This window comes from Pseudomonas sp. HMSC063H08 (genome assembly GCF_001813645.1).
Classification (GTDB): Bacteria; Pseudomonadota; Gammaproteobacteria; order Pseudomonadales; family Pseudomonadaceae; genus Pseudomonas; species Pseudomonas aeruginosa.
The window spans coordinates 20,714-38,275 of record NZ_KV813469.1 but is presented as its reverse complement, the minus strand read 5'-3'; the positions used below and the strand labels follow the sequence as shown (position 1 = coordinate 38,275).

The window sequence follows — 17,562 nt, the reverse complement described above, 5'->3', positions numbered from 1 at the left end:
GTGTCGATGGCGGGGGGAGAGAAGGCCGGCAAGCGCGGCATGGGGTTCTGGACCTGCAGCGCGCTGGTGATCGGCAACATGGTCGGTTCGGGAGTCTTCCTGCTTCCCTCCAGCCTGGCTGCGTTCGGCGGGCTCAGCCTGTTCGGCTGGCTGGTGTCGAGCACCGGCGCGGTGCTGCTGGCGCTGACCTTCGCCCGCCTGGCGCGGGTCAACCCCGGCGCCGGCGGCCCCTACGCCTATACCCGCGACGGTTTCGGCAGCTTCGCCGGCTACCTGTGCGCCTGGACCTACTGGAAAGCCGCCTGGATCGGCAACGCGGCGATCGCCGTGACCCTGGTCGGCTACCTGCGGGTGTTCATCCCGGCGCTGGCGGATCCGCTGTTGATGGTCTGCGTGGCCATCGCCGCGATCTGGCTGTGCACCCTGATCAACCTGCGAGGCATCGGCACCTTCAGCGTGGTGCAGAACCTGCTGACCATCCTCAAGCTGCTGCCGTTGTTGCTGGTCGGTATCCTCGGCTGGTTCCACTTCAATCCCGAGCACCTGGCGATCCCGGCGCGCAGCGAACTGCCGAACATGGGCTATGCCCAGGCGATCGCCACCACCGCGGCGCTGACCCTGTGGTCGTTCATCGGCCTGGAGTCGGCCACCGTGCCGGCCGACGACGTCGAGGACCCGCGCCGCACCATTCCCCGCGCGACCCTGTTCGGCACGCTGGCCGCGGCGGCCCTCTACATCCTCTCTATCACTGCGGTGCAGGGCCTGATGCCGCCGGAGGTGCTGGCCCGCTCCACCTCGCCGTTCGCCGACGCGGCACGGATCCTGATGGGCGACTGGGGCTACTACCTGGTGGCTGCCGGGGCGGTGATCGCCTGCCTGGGCGCGCTCAATGGCTGGGTCCTGTTGCAGGGCCAGATCCCGGTGGCTCCGGCGCGCGACGGGCTGTTCCCGGAGTCGCTCGGCCAGCTCAACAAGAACGGCGCGCCGGCCCACGGCCTGCTGGCCTCGGGGCTGCTGGTGACGGCGCTGGTGATGGTCGACGGGCATGGCGACCTGGTCGATGTGTTCAACGTGATCATCCTGCTCGGCACCATGACCGGGGTGGTCCCCTACGCGTTCTGCACCGCCGCGCTGTTGCAACTGCTGGCGGTGCGACCGGACGAGTTCTCGCCGCGTTCACGCCGGCAATTGCTGGTGATCGGCTCGCTGGGCTTCGCCTACTCGCTATGGGCGCTGTATGGCACCGGCCAGCAGGCGATCTTCTGGGGTTTCCTGGTGCTGATGGCCGGTATCCCGATGTACACCTGGCGGCAATGGCGCAACCAGGTCAACGGAGTGCCGACGCTCAAAGCCAATGACTGACCGCCCACCAGCCCAGGCCGCCCATCACCAGGGTGTAGGGTAGCGCCATCCAGACCATGCGGCCGTACGACAGGCGCACCAGCGGGGCGATGGAGGAGGTCAGCAGGAAGAGGAACGCCGCCTGGCCGTTGGGCGTCGCTACGCTGGGCAGGTTGGTGCCGGTATTGATCGCCACCGCCAGGGTATCGAAATGCTCGCGGCTCATGTGGCCGGCATCCAGCGCCTGTTTCACCTCGGTGATGTAGATGGTGGCGACGAATACGTTGTCGCTGATCGCCGAGAGCAGGCCGTTGGCGATGAACAGCATGCCCGGCTGGCGTTCCGCCGGCAGCGCCAGCACCGCCTGGATGATCGGGGTGAACAGGTGCTGCTGGTGGATCACCGCGACCACCGCGAAGAACACCACCAGCAGCGCAGTGAACGGCAGGGCTTCCTGGAAGGCGCGGCCGATCTGGTGTTCGTCGGTGACGCCGGTGAAGGCAGTGATCAGCACGATCACCAACAGGCCGATCAGGCCGACCTCGGCGACATGCAGGGCCAGCCCGACGATCAGTACCAGCGCCGCCAGGGCCTGCACCAGCAGCGCGGCCTTCTGCTGCGCTCCGCGTTTGCGGCTTTCGCTGGCGGCGTACTCGGCGAGCACCTGGCGCACCGCCGCCGGCAACTGGGCGCCATAGCCGAAGCGGCGGCTCTTCTCCAGCAGCACGCAGGTCAGCAGGCCGGCCGCCAGTACCGGCATGGATACCGGCGCGACCTGGCGGAAGAACTCGACGAAATGCCAGCCGGCCTCGTGGCCGATCAGCAGGTTCTGCGGTTCTCCCACCAGGGTGCAGACGCCGCCCAGCGCGGTGCCGACCGCCGCGTGCATGAGCAGGCTGCGGAGGAAGGCGCGGAATTCTTCGAGATGGGCCCGGTGCAGCTCCGGGACCTGGCGGTCGGTGGCGGGATCGTAGTCCTCGCTGGCGCGCTGCCCCGAAGCGACCCGGTGGTACACGGCGAAGAATGCCACCGCCACGCTGATCACCACGGCGGTCACGGTGAGGGCGTCGAGGAAGGCCGAGAGGAGGGCGGCCAGCAGGCAGAACAGGAGCGATAGCAGGGCCTTCGAGCGCACGCCGAGCAGCAGGCGGGAAAACAGCAGGAGCAGCAGGTCCTTCATGAAGTAGATGCCGGCGACCATGAACATCAGCAGCAGGAGCACCGGGAAGTTGTGCTGCAACTCCGCATAGAGCGCCTCGGGGGTAGCCAGGCCGAGCAACAGCGCCTCCAGCACCAGCAGGCCGCCCGGCTGCAGCGGATAGCATTTCAGCGCCATGGCCAGGGTGAAGATGAACTCGCCGACCAGCACCCAGGCGCTTGTCACCGGCCCGGCCAGCCATAGCAGCAGGGGATTGAGCAAGAGGAAGGCGAGCACCGTCAGCTTGTACCAGCGCGGCGAATGCCCGAGGAAGTTCTGTGCGAAAGCCTGGCTCAGGGGACTGCTCACGATGGACTCCACGGCAAGGAAAAGACTGAAAATGCCAGCAGGACTTTCGTTGGATCAAGCGTTTAGCGCAATCATCGAAGAGATTGCGGTATCAATGGGCGTGCCGTGCATCACATAGTGCAGCATCGACATTTGGCTCGCCCTTGTTATAGTTGCGGGATTTTCCGCACAACAAAAATCTCTGCGTTCTGACAGCGCAGTTGCTCTGCCGAGGACTATCGCCGTGACCGAGTACAACGCATTCCGTGTGGAGCTGGCAGACAAGATCGCCCACGTCCAGATCAACCGTCCGGACAAGATCAATGCCATGAACCAGGACTTCTGGCGCGAGATCATCGAGATCTTCCGCTGGGTCGACGATACCGACGAAGTGCGGGTGGTCGTGCTGTCCGGGGCGGGCAAGCATTTTTCCTCGGGGATCGACCTGATGCTGCTGGCCCAGGTCGGCAGCCAACTGGGCAAGGACGTCGGCCGCAACGCCGACGCCCTGCGTCGCAAGATCCTCGAGCTGCAGGCCTCGTTCAACGCGGTCGACAACTGCCGCAAGCCGGTGCTCGCGGCGATCCAGGGCTACTGCCTGGGCGGCGCCATCGACCTGGTCTCGGCCTGCGACATGCGCTACTCGACCGCCGACGCGCAGTTCTCGATCAAGGAGATCGACATCGGCATGGCCGCCGACGTCGGCACCCTGCAGCGCCTGCCGCGGATCATCGGCGATGGCATGATGCGCGAGCTGGCCTACACCGGGCGCATGGTCGACGGCGAAGAGGCACGGAGCATCGGCCTGGTCAATCGTACCTACGCGGACCAGGCCGCATTGATGGATGGGGTCTTCGAACTGGCGCGGCAGATCGCCGCGAAGTCGCCGATCGCCATCCGTGGTACCAAGGAAATGATCCGCTATATGCGCGACCACCGGGTCGACGACGGCCTCGAGTACGTCGCTACCTGGAACGCCGCCATGCTCCAGTCCGCCGACCTGCGGGTGGCGATGGCCGCGCATATGGCCAAGCAGAAGCCGGAATTCGCTGATTGATGCCGTTGTATATTCTTGCGCGGGAGGCGCACTAGACCGATGGTCACAGGAGCCACGTCCCTCAGTCTGGTGCGCGACGAGTTGTTCGCCACCATGGAACAGGCCGAACAGGGTCTTGAGCAGTTCATTGCCGAGCGGCAGAACGGCAGCCTGCTGCAGCACGCCGTCGAATGCCTGCAACAGATCCGCGGCACCCTCAACCTGATCGAGCTGGCCGGCGCCGAGCTGCTGGCCCAGGAAGCCCTGCAGCTGGCGACCGACATTCCCACCGGCGTCAGCGAGGAGCGCGACGGCCAGCTGGCAGCCCTGGGCAACGCCCTGTACGTGCTGCGTCGCTACCTGGAGAACGTCGAGGCCAATCGCCAGGAGATCCCCGAGCTGCTCTTGCCGGCGATCAACGAAGTGCGCTGTGCCGCAGGGCAGCCGGCGCTGCCGGAAAGCTTCTTCTTCAGCGCCCGCCTGGATATCCCGCGGCCGCCGAGCACCGCCATCGACCACCTGCCTTCCGAAGCCGAACTGGGCGAGGAAAGCCGGCGGATGCGCCACATGTACCAGATCGGCCTGCTCGGCCTGATCCGCGAACAGAACCTCTATCCCAGCCTCAAGCTGATGGGCCGCGCGCTGGCGCGCCTCGACAGCCTGCACGGCGGGGTGGCCCGTTCGCGGCTGTGCTGGATCGGCGCCGCGGCGATCGAGTCGATCGTCGATGGCCAACTGTTGCCGCGCAAGTCGCGCAAGCAACTGTTCTCGCGCATCGACCGCGAGCTCAAGCAATTGCTGATCGGCCCGGCCTACGAGGCGCCGCGCCATCTGCTCAAGGAACTGCTCTACCTGGTGGCGCTGTCCGACGGCCAGGGCCCGCGTTCGCGCGAGGTCCGCGAACTGCATGGGCTGGCGCCGCTGCCGTTCACCGACCACCTGCTGGAAGAGGAATCGCAGCGCCTGTCCGGCCCCGGCCAGTCGGTGATGCGTTCGCTGTCCACGGCGATCCGCGAGGAACTCGCCGGGGTCAAGGACATGCTCGACCTGATCGAGCGCGGCGTGGCCCAGCCGGACAGCCTGACCAACCTGCATGCGCAACTGGGCAAGCTGAGCAAGACCCTCGGCATGGTCGGCCTGAACTCGGCCGGCACCGCCCTGCAGACCCAGCTACCCACCGTGGCCGCCTGGGCTGCCAGCGGCGTCGCCGATTCGCCGCCGGCGTTGCTGCGCCTGGCCGATGCGGTGCTCTACGTGGAAAGCATGGTCGGCAACCTCGAGCGCGGCGAGCGCCGCATCACCCGGCCGACTCCGGCGGAGCCCGGGCAAGAAGCCGATGCGTTCGCCGTGCACCAGTTGGCCGAGGCGCGCATCGTGGTGATCGAGGAGGCCAAGGCCGGCCTGGCCCTAGCCAAGCGTGCGATCACCGCGTACTTGGAATCCAATGGCGACAAGCTCAACCTGGCCAACGTCCCGGCCAGCCTGCAGGCGGTCCGGGGCGGCCTCTGGTTCCTCGGTCAGGAGCGCGCCGCGCTGCTGGTCGGCGGCTGCGCCGACTACATCCAGCAGCGCATGATCGAGACCGCGCAGATGCCTTCGGAACAGATGCTGGAAACCCTCGCCGACGCCCTGACCAGTCTCGAATACTATCTCGAGGGCGGTGCCGTGCTGCGTCCGCAGGGCCAGCCGGACGTCCTCGACCTGGCCAGCGCCAGCGTCAAGGCGCTCGGACTGCCGGTGGCCGCCTGATGGCCGGCGAGTCCCGCTGGCAGGCAGGTCGGCCGGCTACCGCCCAGGTCGGCGGCTGGGTGCTCGCGCACTGTCAGCAGCGCTTCCTCCAGGACGACAACGGCCTGCTGTTCCCCCGCGAATGGCTGAAGCGCCAGGAACTCCCGCTGCTCGCCGAACATGGGGTCGGCCATTGGCAGGGCGAGCCGGTCTACGTGCTGGAACTGGACGAGCCGATCGAGCTGCCGGGCATGGCCTGGGCGCCGTTGCGGCAGTTCATGCTGCACGGCGATTTCGATCAGTTCTGCATGCTCGGCTATGCCAGCCAGATCGGCATCTGGGCACGTCACAACCGGTTCTGCGGCAACTGCGGCACACGCATGCAGGCGCAGGACCACGAGCGGGTGATGCAGTGTCCGCAGTGCGGGCTGCACCAGTACCCGCGCCTGTCGCCGAGCATGATCGTCCTGGTGACCCGGGGCGACGAGGTGTTGCTGGCGCGTTCGCCGCGCTTCGTGCCGGGGGTCTACAGTACCCTGGCCGGCTTCGTCGAGGCCGGCGAGTCGGTGGAGCAGTGCGTGGTCCGCGAGGTGCGCGAAGAGGTCGGGGTGGAGGTCGCCAATCTCGAATACATCGGCAGCCAGAACTGGCCGTTCCCGCATTCGCTGATGCTCGGTTTCCACGCCGAGTACGTGTCCGGCGAGATCGTCCCGCAGGAAGACGAGATCGAGGACGCCCAGTGGTTCTCCCTCGATGCCTTGCCGCCGCTACCGGCGCAGCGCTCGATCGCCCGGCACCTGATCGACCTGTACCTGGCGCGCCGCTCAGGCGCCGCTGAACCAGTGCTGCCAGGCTAGCCGCGCGGTCAGCGCCAGGACCACCAGGATGAACACCGGGCGAATGAACTTCGCCCCGCCGCCGATGGCGGTGCGCGCGCCGAAATAGGCGCCGACCATCAGCGACGCACCCATGCACAGGCCGAGCAACCAGATCACCTGGCCGGAGGCGACGAACACCGCCAGCGCCACTATGTTGCTGACGAAGTTCATGCTCCGCGCCACACCGCTGGCGCGGACCAGGTCCAGCGGGTACATGAGCAGCGAGCTGACGGTCCAGAACGCTCCGGTGCCCGGTCCCGCCACGCCGTCGTAGAAGCCCAGGGCGAGGCCCTGCGGCCACTGGCGCTTGCGTCCGACCGGCGCATCGGCGTCAAGCGGCGCCTTCGGCGTGCCGCCGAAGAGCATGTAGAGGCCGCAGGTGAATACCACCACCGGGAGCATCCGGTTCAGCCACTCGGCGGGCAGCAGGTGAGCCGCCCAGGCGCCTATGGCGGCGCCGATCGCGGTGGCGAGCAGAGCGTTGCGCCACTTCCCGGGATGGAACAGCTTGCGCCGGTAGAAGGTGTAGCTGGCGGTCGCCGCACCGAAGGTCGAGCTCAGCTTGTTGGTACCCAGCGCCAGGTGCGGCGGGACCCCGGCGGTGAGCAGCGCAGGGATGGTCAACAGGCCGCCGCCGCCGGCGATGGCGTCGATGAAGCCGGCGAGAAAGGCCACCACGGCCAGGATGATCAGGGTGCTGGGGTCTATCGCGAGTTCGAAGGGCATGAAAAACCGGACCTGCTTCCAATCGGGAAACGGCCTCGCTGGCCGTCGGGAGGAGGGGTGCGCATAATGCCCGCAATTTCACGCAGAAGGAATCGCTTGCATGCAGTACGACGGTCTGGCCTGGGCATTCGCGTTACTGGCCTTGCTGGCCGCCCTGGTCGCGGTGCGCATCCTCTTCGAACGCACCTGGTTCCTCGGCTGGCTGCGCGGCACCTGCGGCTTGGCCTTCGTCGCCGTGGCGGCGCTGCTGCTGGTGCTCGCCTGGGACCTGCGCAGCTATTCGCTGCTCAAGCCCGAGCAGCCGATGGCCACCCTGAGCTTCCAGGCCGAAGGGCCGCAGCGCTACCGGGTGCTGATCCAGGAGGGCGCCAACGAGCGCAGCGTGGTGCTGGACGGCGAACTCTGGCAACTGGACGCGCGGATTTTCCGCTGGAAGGGGCTGGCCGCGTTGATCGGTCTGGCGCCGGGCTATCGCCTCGACGCGCTCAGCGGCCGCTTCCTGGCCCTCGAGCAGCAGTCCCGGGGCCGCCGCCTGGGCTTGTCGCAGAGTCCGCTGGGGGTCGATCTCTGGCGCTGGCTGCGGGCCGGCGAGCACGACCTGTTCCTGTTCGAGCCGCTGGCGGGGCGGGTGACTTTCCTGCCGATGGCGGACAAGGCGGTGTTCGCGGTGAACTACGGCGTCGCCGGGCTGCTTGCCGAGCCGATGAACCTGGCGGCCGAGGAGGCGCTCAGGGACTGGCGCTAGGCCATGCGAAAAGCCGGGGCGGCGGCGATCGTCTGGGCGGTTTCGCGAAAGCGTTCGATGAGGTCCGACGGCGTGCGGTAGGCCAACGCCAGCCGGTAGGGAATTCGCGCCCGCCGCCCTTGCAGGGGACGAAAGGTGACTCCCGGCGGGCGCAACGGTTGTAGCAGCGAAGGCACTAGCGCGACGCCGATGCCGCCGGCCACCAGCCCGGCGATGGTCTGCATCTGCCGCGCCTCCTGCACTACCTCCGGGACGAAGCCGGCTGCCGCGCAGGCGGCGACGATCAGGTCGTGCATGCCCGGCCCATAGTGCCGTGGGAACAGCAGCCAGGGTTCCCCGGCCAGTTGTTCCAGGCGCAGGCGCGCATGGCGTGCCAGCCGATGGCCTTCGGGCAATGCCACGCGCATGTCGCCGTCCACCAGTAGATGCGTGTACAGGCCGGGCTGGCGGTCGACCGGCAGGACGATCAGGCCGGCATCGATGCGGTCTTCGCGCAGCGCCTCCAGTTGCCCCGCGGTGGTGTCTTCCTGGAGCTGGAAGTCCAGCGCGCCATGCTGTTGGCGGAATGCCTGGAGTATGCGCGGTAGCAGAATATTGATGGTGCTGTCGACGAACGCCAGGCGCAACGTTCTGCGTCCGCTGGCGGCGCTGCGCGCGGCCGCCAGGGTGCGTTCGGCCTGGGCCAGGGTGCGCCGGGCTTCGTCGAGGAACGCGCGGCCCGCCGGCGTCAGGCGGTGGATACGGTTGTCACGCTCCAGCAGGCTGGCGCCGACTTCTTCTTCCAGCCGCCGGATCGCGGTGGTCAGCGGTGGCTGGGCCATGTGCAGGCGCTCAGCGGCGCGGCGGAAGCTCAGCTCCTCGGCAACCGCGACGAACTGGCGGAACTGGCGCAAGTCGGCCATTGCGATATCTCCCGGATATGGTGAGTTAAGAAAGACAGTATTGGATATATCGCGGCGAATCCGTCGAGAATCTATCCGTACGCTCGCTCTGGCCAGACGAGGCGTTCCATCCATTACAGAGGAAGCCCGTCATGCACACTCATTCTCCAATCCCCCGTACCGCCCTGGTCACCGGCGGCTCGTCGGGCATCGGCCTGGCCATCGCCCGGCGCCTTCGGCAACAGGGTTATCGGATCGCCCTGGTGGCCCGTGATTCCCAGCGCCTGCAACGCGCTGCCGCCGAGTTGGGCGGTGTGCCCTGGATGGCCGCCGATCTTTCCCGCCGCGAAGCTGTCGAGGCGGTGGCCGCCTGGGTCGGCGACACCTTCCAGGGGCTCGACGTGCTGGTGAACAACGCCGGGTTCACCCGAAAGATCGCCGCCACCACTCCGCTGGCTGAGGCCGAGCGGGAATGGGATGCGCTGCTGGACGGCAACCTGAAAAGCGCGTTCCTCATGTCGCTGGCGGTGTTGCCGCATTTCGCGGAAGAGGGCGGGCGGATCATCCATATCGGATCGATCGCTGCGCAGACCGGTAGCGGCAGTCCCGGTGCGCTGGGCTATGCGGCAGCCAAGGCCGGCCTGCATGGCTTCGGCGTGGCCCTGGCGCGGGAACTCGGTTCGCGCGGGATCACGGTGAACAGCGTGGCGCCGGGTTACATCGCCGACACCCGGTTCTTTCCCGGCGGCCTCGATCCGCAACGGGTCGCCGCCATCGTCGGCGAGACCCCGCTGGGCAGGACCGGCCGGGTCGAGGACATCGCCGCGGCGGTGGCCTGGCTGGCCTCGCCCGAGGCGGGGTTCGTCACCGGAACGGTGGTGTCGGTGAACGGTGGCTGGCGGGTCGGCAACTGAAGTGGAGGCGGCGGGTAACACCTATGGGGGTACTCGTCCGGCTACCCGAGAACGCAGGTGAATAGCCGTGGGGCGCCTGTCCCGCGCTGGTGCGAGGCATTGGCAATCCTGAAATGAAAAGAGGGAGCCCTGGCTCCCTCTTCGCGCGTTCGCCGTTCCGTCAGGAAAGGAAGCCGCCGTCGACGTTCAGCGCCACGCCGGTGGTGTAGCTGGACGCTTCGCTAGCCAGGTAGAGCACGGCGCCTGCCATTTCGCTCGGCTCGGCCACGCGCTTGAGCGGGATGCGCTGCAGGGCGAGGTTGCGGATCGCGTCGTTCTTCACCAGCGCCGAAGCGAACTTGGTGTCGGTCAACCCTGGCAGGAGGGCGTTGCAGCGGATGCCGAACTGCGCGCATTCCTTGGCGAAGACCTTGGTCATGCTGATCACGGCGGCCTTGGTCACCGAGTAGATGCCCTGGAACTCGCCGGGCGATACGCCGTTGATCGAGGCCACGTTGATGATGCTGCCGCCGCCGTGTTCCTTCATCAGCTTGCCGCCCTCGATGGACATGAAGTAGTAGCCGCGGATGTTGACGTCGACGGTCTTCTGGAAGGCGCCGAGGTCGGTTTCCAGTACGTTGCAGAACTGCGGGTTGGTGGCGGCGTTGTTGACCAGGATGTCGAGGCGGCCGAACTGCTCGCGGATCTGTGCGAAGACGTTCTGGATCTGCTCCATCTCGCCGATGTGGCAGGCGATCGCGGTGGCCTTGCCGCCCTCCGCGGTGATCGCGTCGGCGACCGCCTGGCAGCCATCGATCTTGCGGCTCGAGACGATCACGTGGGCGCCTTGCTGGGCCAGCAGCTTGGCTATCGCCTCGCCGATGCCGCGGCTGGCGCCGGAAACGAAGGCGATCTTGCCGTCGAGGTCGAACAGGTGGGTCTTGGACATGGGCTATCCCCTTGTAGTGGTCGGTTACAGGCGGGAGCGCTCGATGGCCTGCAGGCTCATCTGCTCCAGCAGCTTGTTCATCTGCACGAACTGGGCGAAACGCTTGTCCTGGGTCTGCCCGTGGTAGTAGCGGTAGTAGATCTGCTGGACGATGCCGGCAAGACGGAACAGGCCATAGGTGTAGTAGAAGTCCAGGTTGTCGATCGGCGGGATCCCGGCCCGCTCGGCGTAGTAGTCGGCGAACTCCCGGCGGGTCAGCATGCCCGGCAGGTGGCTGGGCTGGCGGCGGGTCAGTTGCACCGGAGCCGGGTCGCCGGCTTCCACCCAGTAGGCGAGGGTGTTGCCGAGGTCCATCAGCGGATCGCCGAGGGTGGCCAGTTCCCAGTCCAGCACGCCGATGATCTGCATCGGGTTGTCCGGGTCGAGGATCACGTTGTCGAAGCGGTAGTCGTTGTGCACGATGCCCGGCTTGTGGTGATCGGCCGGCTGCTTGTCCTTGAGCCAGGCCTTGACCGGTTCCCAGAGCGGCGCGTCGGGGGTCAGGGCCTTCTCGTAGCGGTCGGTCCAGCCGGCGATCTGGCGCTGCACGTAGCCGTCCGGGCGGCCCAGGTCGGCCAGTCCGCAGGCGGCGTAGTCGACGTTGTGCAGTTCGACGAACTTGTCGATGAAGCTCTTGCACAGGCTGCGGGTCTGTTGTTCGTCGAGATTCAGCTCAGGCGGCAGTTCGGCGCGCAGGATGATGCCCTTGACCCGTTCCATGACGTAGAACTCGGCGCCGATCACCGACTCGTCGGTGCAGTAGAGGTAGGCTTTCGGGCAGTAGGGGAAGCCTGCGTTCAACTGGTTCAGGATGCGGTATTCGCGGCCCATGTCGTGGGCCGACTTGGCCTTGTGGCCGAATGGCGGGCGACGCAGGACGAACTCCTGGCGCGGATACTCGATCAGGTAGGTCAGGTTGGACGCGCCACCGGGGAACTGGCTGATCTTCGGGGTGCCTTCGAGGCCGGGGATATGGGCTTTCAGGTACGGGTCGATGACGGCGGCGTCGAGTTCTTCGCCGGCGCGGATGCGAGTGGATTGGTCAGTCAGCGACATGGGGTTCCCTTCTCGTGGTGCCACGGCGGAGCCGCGGGAGCCGGTGCGCGCATCAGGCTGCGCAATGATGGTGACCGGCGATAATTGGCTAATCTAATGCCCTGTCCCGGCCCTCACAAGCCGCGGCCGGGCGTTATGGGCAAGCGTGTTGCCGCTCCATCACGGTCCCTGATCGTCGGCCTGGAGGAATGCCGGACGAAAAAAAACCGGAGCCGCGAGGGACTCCGGTTTTCCTTCTGGCATGGCGCCGGAAACGGTCAGACCGGGAACAGTTCGCCCAGCTTCATCGCCAGCATCATGTCGCCTTCGGCGCGCAGCTTGCCGGCCATGAAGGCCTGCATGCCGTCGGTCTCGCCGCTGGTGATGCCCTTCAGGGTTTCGCTGTCCATGATCAGGGTGACGTTGGGGTTCTCGGCGTCGCCCTGTACCACTTCGCAGGTACCGTCCTTGACGACCAGGTAGTGGTTGTCGCCGTCTTCGATGTTGAACTGGAACACCAGATCCAGGCCGGCGGCCGCGCTGGCGTTGAACTTGCTTTTCATGGTGGAGACGATGTCAGCAACGGTGGTCATGGGTTCTATTCCTTTCTTCTAGGGTTTTTTCGGCGACCGGAACGGTCGCGGTAGGCCGGCTCATCGATAGGTGATGAGTTCCGGCGCCTTCAACAGTTCCAGGTGCACGTGACTGTTGAAGGAAGCCAGGGACACTTCCTCGCCGCGGAATTTCAGGCGAGTCAGCGAGGTATTGACGATCTGCCAGTTCAGCTCGAAGGCCTTGAGCGGCGGAACGCCGACGATCAGTTGGAGCAGGGCGGTAATGGTACCGCCGGAGGTGAACACGGCGACCCTGTCCTTGCCGCTGGCCTGCGCCAGCAGACGACGAAGACCGTCATGGACCTTATCGAGGAATTCCTGCCAGCTTTCCAGCCCATCTTTCTCATGGTTGCCGGAAACCCAGCGCGCGATGATGGTGGAGAACAGGCGCTGGAACTCGGCCCGATGCTCGGCCGCATGGCGAAGGATGTGCAAGGCTTCCGGCTGCTCCTCGAGCAGGTCCGGCAGGTGCGCGCGGATCACCGCGTCGGCTTCGAATTCGTTGAACGCCGGATCGACTTCCAGCTCCGGCGTGGCCAGCCCGGAGGACTCCAGGCGTTCGAGGGCGGCGCGGGCGGTGTGCTGCTGGCGGCGCAAGCCGCCGCTGAGGACGCGGTCGAAACGGACGCCGAGGTTCAGCAGGTGGTCGCCGAGGATTTCCGCCTGGCGGATGCCGGTCGGCGACAGCACGTCGTAGTCGTCGGCACCGAACGACGCCTGGCCATGTCGAATCAGGTAGATGCTGCCCACGGGCGGACCTCGGCGGGTGAAAGTTCCGCGAGGGTATGAGGATCACCCAGGGCTGTCAACGAAAAAACATACGCTTGTTTGAATGTCATTCGCTGCCTTTATCGGCTGCTCCGGGCGTGCCCTGCAAAGGCTCTCCAGGCAGTGGCATCGCTGGCCGCCCGTCGGTGGCCTGGGTATGCTTGCGCAATCGTGTCGCCCGTAGACGGGTGCGTCAACAGTAGAGAGGGGGTTGTGTGGAGTTCATTGCCGAATATGCGGGCTTTCTGGCCAGGACCGTGACCGTGCTGGCGGCGATCATCGTGGTGCTGGTGGTGATCGTCGCCCTGCGCGGCCGCGGCCGGCGCGGCGCAGGCGGGCACCTCGACGTGCAGAAACTCAACGATTTCTACAAGGACCTGCGCGAGCGGGTCCGTCACAGCGTCCTCGACAAGGCCAGCCTCAAGGCCTTGCGCAAGGAGGAGAGCAAGGCGGCGAAGCAGGCGAAGAAACATCCTGAACAGAAGTCGCGGGTCTACGTGCTCGATTTCGACGGCGACATCAAGGCCTCGGCTACCGAGCAACTGCGCCACGAAGTGACTGCGGTGCTGAGCATGGCGGGCAAGGACGACGAGGTGGTGCTGCGCCTGGAAAGCGGCGGTGGCATGGTCCATGGCTACGGCCTGGCGGCCTCGCAACTGGCGCGCATCCGCCAGGCCGGCGTGCCGCTGACCGTGTGCGTCGACAAGGTGGCGGCCAGCGGCGGCTACATGATGGCCTGCATCGGCGATCGGATCCTTTCCGCGCCCTTCGCCATCCTCGGCTCGATCGGCGTGGTGGCGCAGTTGCCCAACGTCCACCGGCTGTTGAAGAAGCACGATATTGACTTCGAGGTGCTTACCGCCGGCGAATACAAGCGTACGCTGACGGTATTCGGCGAGAACACCGAGAAGGGCCGGGAAAAGTTCCAGGAGGACCTGGAGGTGACCCACGAACTGTTCAAGAACTTCGTGGCCCACTACCGGCCGCAACTGAACATGGACGAGATCGCCACCGGCGAGGTCTGGCTGGGCCAGGCCGCACTGGGCAAGCTGCTGGTGGACGAACTCAAGACCAGCGACGAGTACCTGGCCGAGCAGGCCAGGGAGCGCGATGTCTACCAGGTGCAATTCGTCGAGCGCAAGAGCCTGCAGGAACGCGTCGGCCTGGCCGCCAGCGTGGTTATCGACCGCGTGCTGGTGACCTGGTGGGGGCGGCTCAACCAGCAGAAGTTCTGGCAATAGGCCGGCGCCGACAGGGACGAACACGCTGTCTTCAGGGTTTTCACGAGAGGAGGTCGAAATGGCTGTATTCAAGGCGTTGTGGGTGACGGAAGCGCCCCACGGCGTTTACGAAACGCAGGTGGTCGAGCGCGATACCGGCGACCTGCCGGCGGGCGACGTACTGATCCGCGTGCAGTATTCCTCGCTGAACTACAAGGATGCGCTGTCCGCCAGCGGCAACCGCGGGGTGACCCGCAAGTACCCGCATACCCCCGGCATCGATGCCGCCGGTGTGGTCGCCGAGTCCTCGGTGGCCGAGTTCGCGGCCGGTGACGAGGTGATCGTCACCGGCTACGACCTGGGCATGAACACCGCCGGCGGTTTCGGCCAGTACATCCGCGTGCCCGCGGCCTGGGTGATCAAGCGCCCGCAAGGCCTGAGCCTGCGCGAGGCGATGATCCTCGGCACCGCCGGCCTGACCGCGGCGCTCTGCGTCGAAAAGCTGGAGCGCAGCGGCCTGCGCCCCGACCATGGCTCGGTGCTGGTCACCGGCGCCAGCGGCGGGGTCGGCAGTATCGCCGTGGAACTGCTGGCCAAGCTCGGCTACACCGTGGCGGCCGCCACCGGCAAGCTGGAGCAGGCCGAGTTCCTCAACCGCCTGGGGGCCAAGCAGATCCTCGATCGCGCCACCGTGGCCGATGGCGTCGACAAGCCGTTGCTCAAGGAACAGTGGGCCGGCGCGGTGGACACCGTCGGCGGCGACATCCTCTTCAACGTGGTCAAGTCGTTGCAGTACGGCGGCAGCGTCGCCTGCTGCGGCCTGACCGCCGGCGCCGGCTTCAAGGCCTCGGTGCTGCCGTTCATCCTGCGCGGGGTCAACCTGCTCGGGGTGGACTCGGTGGAGCTGCCGCTGGTGGTCAAGGCATCCATGTGGGACAAGCTGTCGCTGCAATGGAAGCTCGACAACCTCGAAGAGGTGGCGCGCGAGATCGCCCTCGAAGAGCTGCCGGGGGCGATCAACCAGATCCTCGCCGGCAAGCTGGTCGGCCGGGTGCTGGTCAACCTCGGCTGAGGGCGTTGCCGGAGCCCAGCTCCGGCAACAGGTAGCCCGCCCAGAGCGATTCGGCGAACTGCGGCCGGAAGAAGCCGAAATGGCCGATGTGGCGGGCGCCGATTTCCTCGGGAGCGATGCGCCAGGCGGTTTTCGGCGCTTCGCGGTAGAAGCCCAGCAGCGACTCGATGCTGCGTCGGGACATCATTTCATCGTCGGTGAACGACAGCGACACGATGGGCGTGCGTACGGCGGAGAAGGCGCGGCGGATAGCCTCGCCATCCGCGAGGGCGTACTGCGGATGCAGGCACCAGCGTCGCCATTGTTCGATCACCCCGCGCGGCAGGTCGCCGACCATGCCCAGGCGGCGCCCGGGAAAATAGCCGAGCAGCGGCGTCAGCAGGGGCGCGACGAGGTACCAGAACAACCAGACCTTGTTGCGCAACCGCGGGCTGTTTTCCTTCCAGTAGCCACTGCCGCTGGCGATGCTGAAGACCCTCTCGATACGCTCGCGCCCTTCGACGAAGGGCAGGATCTGGCCGCCCAGGCTATGGCCGATCCAGTACAGGGGCTTGCTCCCGCTCTCGGCGAGCGCGGCGGCGAGCATGGCGCTGCAGTCATGACGGGCCCAACCCAGCACATCGACCTCGAGACCGCGCAGCGAGCCGTTGCGCGATTGCCCCATGCCCAGGTAGTCGAAGGTGATGGCCAGGTAGCCGCGCTCTGCCAGCCAGGCGGCGAAGGGCGCGTAGAAGCGCTGTTCCACGCCCATCGCCGGGACGATCAGGAGATAGCCGCGCGGCTCCCCGGCAGGCCGGTACCAATGGCTGGCCAGCGGATGGCCGTTGCCGTTATCGATGAGGCGTGGTTGCGGAGGGTTCATGCCGGTCTCCGTGGTCTGTTCGCGGCTTCGAGAATAGGGCTGGCCGCCAGGGCGCCTCCAGCCGGCCGAAAGCACGGCCGGGGCGCCCTGGCGGTCAGGCCTGGCTGACGTACATGGTGATCTCGGCGCGGAATACCGGCTTGTCGTCGACATAGGCGACCACCGGCACCACCAGGTTGCCGGTGGCTTGCCAGTCGATCTGGCTGCCGTCGGCCACCGCGCGCACGTCGCCAGTGGCCTTGGCCAGGTACTCGACGGTCATGCCGCGCGGAATCCAGCGATGGCCGGCGGGAATCGAGGCGTCGGTCATGGTCCCGGCGGCCAGTTCGGCGGCATTGCACAGGGCGATGGCATGCACCGTGCCGATATGGTTCAGCACCTCGCGGCGCTTGGGGAAGGTGACTTCGGCATAGCCGGGACGCAGTTCGACGAACTGCGGGGCGATGCTGGCGAAATAGGGTGCGAACTGGCCGATCATGGCGCTGAACTGAGCCGGGCCGACCTGCTGGTACATCTGCATCATCTGACTCATGGAAAACTCCGGGCGTTTCAGGATTGAAGATGTGTGCGCACCGGGGCAGTATACGAAGGTTAGAAATTTATTCTAGAAAAATATTCTAGTCAGCGTTTCGACGATTATCGACAAGGACCGACATGGGCCGTTCTTCCCGCAAAGACGAGATTCTCCAGGCCGCCCTGGCCTGCTTCAGCGAGCATGGCGTAGACGCCACCACCATCGAGATGATCCGCGACCGTTCCGGAGCGAGCATCGGTAGCCTCTACCACCATTTCGGCAACAAGGAACGCATCCATGGCGAACTGTACCTGGCCGGGATCGGCCAGTACGCGGCGTTGCTCGAAGCCGGCTTCGCCAGGGCGCGCAGCGCCGAGGAAACGGTCAGGTTGCTGGTCACCAGCTATATCGACTGGGTCGTGGCGAATCCTGACTGGGCACGCTTCATCCTGCACAGCCGCGGGCGGGTAGAGGCGGGGGAGTTGGGCGAGCGCCTGCGGGCCGACAACCAGGCCCACTTCGCGCGGATCCATGCGGCGCTGGCGGGATATCGGGCCGAGGGCCTGTTCCGCGAGATGCCGGACGACTGCTTTGCTTCGGTGGTGATCGGCCCGGCCCACGACCTTGCCCGCCAGTGGCTGGCCGGGCGAACCCGGGTGGCGTTGGCCGACTGTCGCGAACTGCTGGCGCAGGTGGCCTGGGACAGCGTGCGCGCGGCCTGAGGCGTCCGTGGCCTCGGGAACGAAAAAGCCCCGCGGCTGCGGGGCTTTTTCGT

At 66.5% G+C, this 17,562-nt stretch carries 18 protein-coding genes; 9 read left to right on the top strand and 9 right to left on the bottom strand.

Translation table 11 applies throughout. From position 1 onward, the window contains the following. The first annotated feature begins 6 nt into the window (after positions 1-6). Positions 7-1,362 (top strand): amino acid permease, encoded by a 1,356-nt coding sequence (locus tag HMPREF2924_RS18095; protein WP_003087965.1) that lies wholly within the window; start codon positions 7-9, stop codon positions 1,360-1,362. Here HMPREF2924_RS18095 and nhaB read toward each other — a convergent pair. Beyond that, entirely contained in the window at positions 1,346-2,848 is a 1,503-nt protein-coding gene (nhaB, locus tag HMPREF2924_RS18090) for a sodium/proton antiporter NhaB (RefSeq protein ID WP_003087967.1), read from the bottom strand. The genes HMPREF2924_RS18095 and nhaB overlap by 17 nt on opposite strands. 223 nt (positions 2,849-3,071) lie before the next feature. On the opposite strand from nhaB, the gene HMPREF2924_RS18085 reads away from it, so the two are divergent. The 3 genes from HMPREF2924_RS18085 to nudC are packed head-to-tail and all read left to right on the top strand — an operon-like array spanning position 3,072 to position 6,448. Then, positions 3,072-3,884 (top strand): crotonase/enoyl-CoA hydratase family protein, encoded by an 813-nt coding sequence (locus tag HMPREF2924_RS18085; RefSeq protein ID WP_003087972.1) that lies wholly within the window; start codon positions 3,072-3,074, stop codon positions 3,882-3,884. Between the two features lie 39 nt (positions 3,885-3,923). Continuing rightward, positions 3,924-5,612 (top strand): type IV pilus/biofilm regulator FimL, encoded by a 1,689-nt coding sequence (gene fimL, locus HMPREF2924_RS18080; RefSeq protein ID WP_003087974.1) that lies wholly within the window; start codon positions 3,924-3,926, stop codon positions 5,610-5,612. After that, on the top strand, positions 5,612-6,448 hold the full coding sequence (nudC, locus tag HMPREF2924_RS18075; RefSeq protein ID WP_003132805.1) for an NAD(+) diphosphatase: 837 nt from the start codon (positions 5,612-5,614) through the stop codon (positions 6,446-6,448). The genes fimL and nudC overlap by 1 nt, the downstream gene beginning before the upstream one ends. Here nudC and HMPREF2924_RS18070 read toward each other — a convergent pair. Continuing rightward, positions 6,416-7,195 carry a TSUP family transporter gene (locus HMPREF2924_RS18070; RefSeq protein ID WP_003087979.1) on the bottom strand — a complete coding sequence of 260 codons (780 nt, stop codon included), beginning with the start codon at positions 7,193-7,195 and terminating at the stop codon, positions 6,416-6,418. The two genes, nudC and HMPREF2924_RS18070, sit on opposite strands and share 33 nt — an antisense overlap. Positions 7,196-7,295: 100 nt before the next feature. On the opposite strand from HMPREF2924_RS18070, the gene HMPREF2924_RS18065 reads away from it, so the two are divergent. After that, on the top strand, positions 7,296-7,940 hold the full coding sequence (locus HMPREF2924_RS18065; protein ID WP_003087981.1) for a hypothetical protein: 645 nt from the start codon (positions 7,296-7,298) through the stop codon (positions 7,938-7,940). Here HMPREF2924_RS18065 and HMPREF2924_RS18060 read toward each other — a convergent pair. Beyond that, positions 7,937-8,842, bottom strand: a complete 906-nt coding sequence (locus HMPREF2924_RS18060; RefSeq protein WP_003132802.1) for a LysR family transcriptional regulator — start codon at positions 8,840-8,842, stop codon at positions 7,937-7,939. The genes HMPREF2924_RS18065 and HMPREF2924_RS18060 overlap by 4 nt on opposite strands. 131 nt (positions 8,843-8,973) lie before the next feature. Between HMPREF2924_RS18060 and HMPREF2924_RS18055 the strand changes: the two genes are divergently transcribed. Beyond that, positions 8,974-9,735: an SDR family NAD(P)-dependent oxidoreductase gene (locus HMPREF2924_RS18055; RefSeq protein ID WP_003113599.1), complete on the top strand. Its 762-nt coding sequence runs from the start codon at positions 8,974-8,976 to the stop codon at positions 9,733-9,735. Positions 9,736-9,895: 160 nt separating this feature from the next. Here the strand turns inward: HMPREF2924_RS18055 and HMPREF2924_RS18050 are convergent, their stop codons facing one another. From HMPREF2924_RS18050 to HMPREF2924_RS18035, 4 genes are all read right to left on the bottom strand, one after another. Then, positions 9,896-10,663 carry an SDR family oxidoreductase gene (locus HMPREF2924_RS18050; protein ID WP_003087987.1) on the bottom strand — a complete coding sequence of 256 codons (768 nt, stop codon included), beginning with the start codon at positions 10,661-10,663 and terminating at the stop codon, positions 9,896-9,898. A 24-nt stretch (positions 10,664-10,687) separates the two neighbouring features. Then, positions 10,688-11,758, bottom strand: a complete 1,071-nt coding sequence (locus HMPREF2924_RS18045; protein ID WP_003087989.1) for a phosphotransferase family protein — start codon at positions 11,756-11,758, stop codon at positions 10,688-10,690. Positions 11,759-12,015: 257 nt separating this feature from the next. Further along, positions 12,016-12,330, bottom strand: coding sequence for an SCP2 sterol-binding domain-containing protein (locus HMPREF2924_RS18040; protein WP_003087993.1), 315 nt, complete (start codon positions 12,328-12,330; stop codon positions 12,016-12,018). 60 nt (positions 12,331-12,390) lie between these two features. After that, positions 12,391-13,101 carry a histidine phosphatase family protein gene (locus HMPREF2924_RS18035; RefSeq protein ID WP_003087996.1) on the bottom strand — a complete coding sequence of 237 codons (711 nt, stop codon included), beginning with the start codon at positions 13,099-13,101 and terminating at the stop codon, positions 12,391-12,393. Between the two features lie 233 nt (positions 13,102-13,334). Here HMPREF2924_RS18035 and sohB point away from each other — a divergent pair, with 233 nt between their 5' ends. Then, a complete protein-coding gene (gene sohB, locus HMPREF2924_RS18030; RefSeq protein WP_003087997.1) occupies positions 13,335-14,360 on the top strand; it encodes a protease SohB in 1,026 nt (341 codons plus the stop codon). Positions 14,361-14,418: 58 nt separating this feature from the next. After that, complete coding sequence (locus HMPREF2924_RS18025; protein ID WP_003087998.1) at positions 14,419-15,411, top strand: YhdH/YhfP family quinone oxidoreductase; 993 nt, start codon at positions 14,419-14,421, stop codon at positions 15,409-15,411. Here HMPREF2924_RS18025 and HMPREF2924_RS18020 read toward each other — a convergent pair. After that, the gene (locus HMPREF2924_RS18020) at positions 15,398-16,273 is read right to left on the bottom strand and encodes an alpha/beta hydrolase family protein (protein WP_003087999.1); all 876 of its coding nucleotides are present in this window, start codon (positions 16,271-16,273) and stop codon (positions 15,398-15,400) included. The two genes, HMPREF2924_RS18025 and HMPREF2924_RS18020, sit on opposite strands and share 14 nt — an antisense overlap. A 94-nt stretch (positions 16,274-16,367) precedes the next feature. Further along, positions 16,368-16,805 (bottom strand): hotdog fold domain-containing protein, encoded by a 438-nt coding sequence (locus HMPREF2924_RS18015; RefSeq protein ID WP_003098177.1) that lies wholly within the window; start codon positions 16,803-16,805, stop codon positions 16,368-16,370. 122 nt (positions 16,806-16,927) lie between these two features. Between HMPREF2924_RS18015 and HMPREF2924_RS18010 the strand changes: the two genes are divergently transcribed. After that, on the top strand, positions 16,928-17,509 hold the full coding sequence (locus HMPREF2924_RS18010; protein WP_003098179.1) for a TetR/AcrR family transcriptional regulator: 582 nt from the start codon (positions 16,928-16,930) through the stop codon (positions 17,507-17,509). Positions 17,510-17,562 lie beyond the last annotated feature (53 nt).

Bases quoted from the DNA above. Each gene is read 5' to 3' on its own strand.
- HMPREF2924_RS18095 (WP_003087965.1), top strand. From the start codon at position 7: ATGGCGGGGGGAGAGAAGGCCGGCAAGCGCGGCATGGGGTTCTGGACC.
- fimL (WP_003087974.1), top strand. From the start codon at position 3,924: ATGGTCACAGGAGCCACGTCCCTCAGTCTGGTGCGCGACGAGTTGTTC.
- nudC (WP_003132805.1), top strand. From the start codon at position 5,612: ATGGCCGGCGAGTCCCGCTGGCAGGCAGGTCGGCCGGCTACCGCCCAG.
- HMPREF2924_RS18070 (WP_003087979.1), bottom strand. From the start codon at position 7,195: ATGCCCTTCGAACTCGCGATAGACCCCAGCACCCTGATCATCCTGGCC.
- HMPREF2924_RS18065 (WP_003087981.1), top strand. From the start codon at position 7,296: ATGCAGTACGACGGTCTGGCCTGGGCATTCGCGTTACTGGCCTTGCTG.
- HMPREF2924_RS18060 (WP_003132802.1), bottom strand. From the start codon at position 8,842: ATGGCCGACTTGCGCCAGTTCCGCCAGTTCGTCGCGGTTGCCGAGGAG.
- HMPREF2924_RS18055 (WP_003113599.1), top strand. From the start codon at position 8,974: ATGCACACTCATTCTCCAATCCCCCGTACCGCCCTGGTCACCGGCGGC.
- HMPREF2924_RS18050 (WP_003087987.1), bottom strand. From the start codon at position 10,663: ATGTCCAAGACCCACCTGTTCGACCTCGACGGCAAGATCGCCTTCGTT.
- HMPREF2924_RS18045 (WP_003087989.1), bottom strand. From the start codon at position 11,758: ATGTCGCTGACTGACCAATCCACTCGCATCCGCGCCGGCGAAGAACTC.
- HMPREF2924_RS18040 (WP_003087993.1), bottom strand. From the start codon at position 12,330: ATGACCACCGTTGCTGACATCGTCTCCACCATGAAAAGCAAGTTCAAC.
- HMPREF2924_RS18025 (WP_003087998.1), top strand. From the start codon at position 14,419: ATGGCTGTATTCAAGGCGTTGTGGGTGACGGAAGCGCCCCACGGCGTT.
- HMPREF2924_RS18020 (WP_003087999.1), bottom strand. From the start codon at position 16,273: ATGAACCCTCCGCAACCACGCCTCATCGATAACGGCAACGGCCATCCG.
- HMPREF2924_RS18015 (WP_003098177.1), bottom strand. From the start codon at position 16,805: ATGAGTCAGATGATGCAGATGTACCAGCAGGTCGGCCCGGCTCAGTTC.
- HMPREF2924_RS18010 (WP_003098179.1), top strand. From the start codon at position 16,928: ATGGGCCGTTCTTCCCGCAAAGACGAGATTCTCCAGGCCGCCCTGGCC.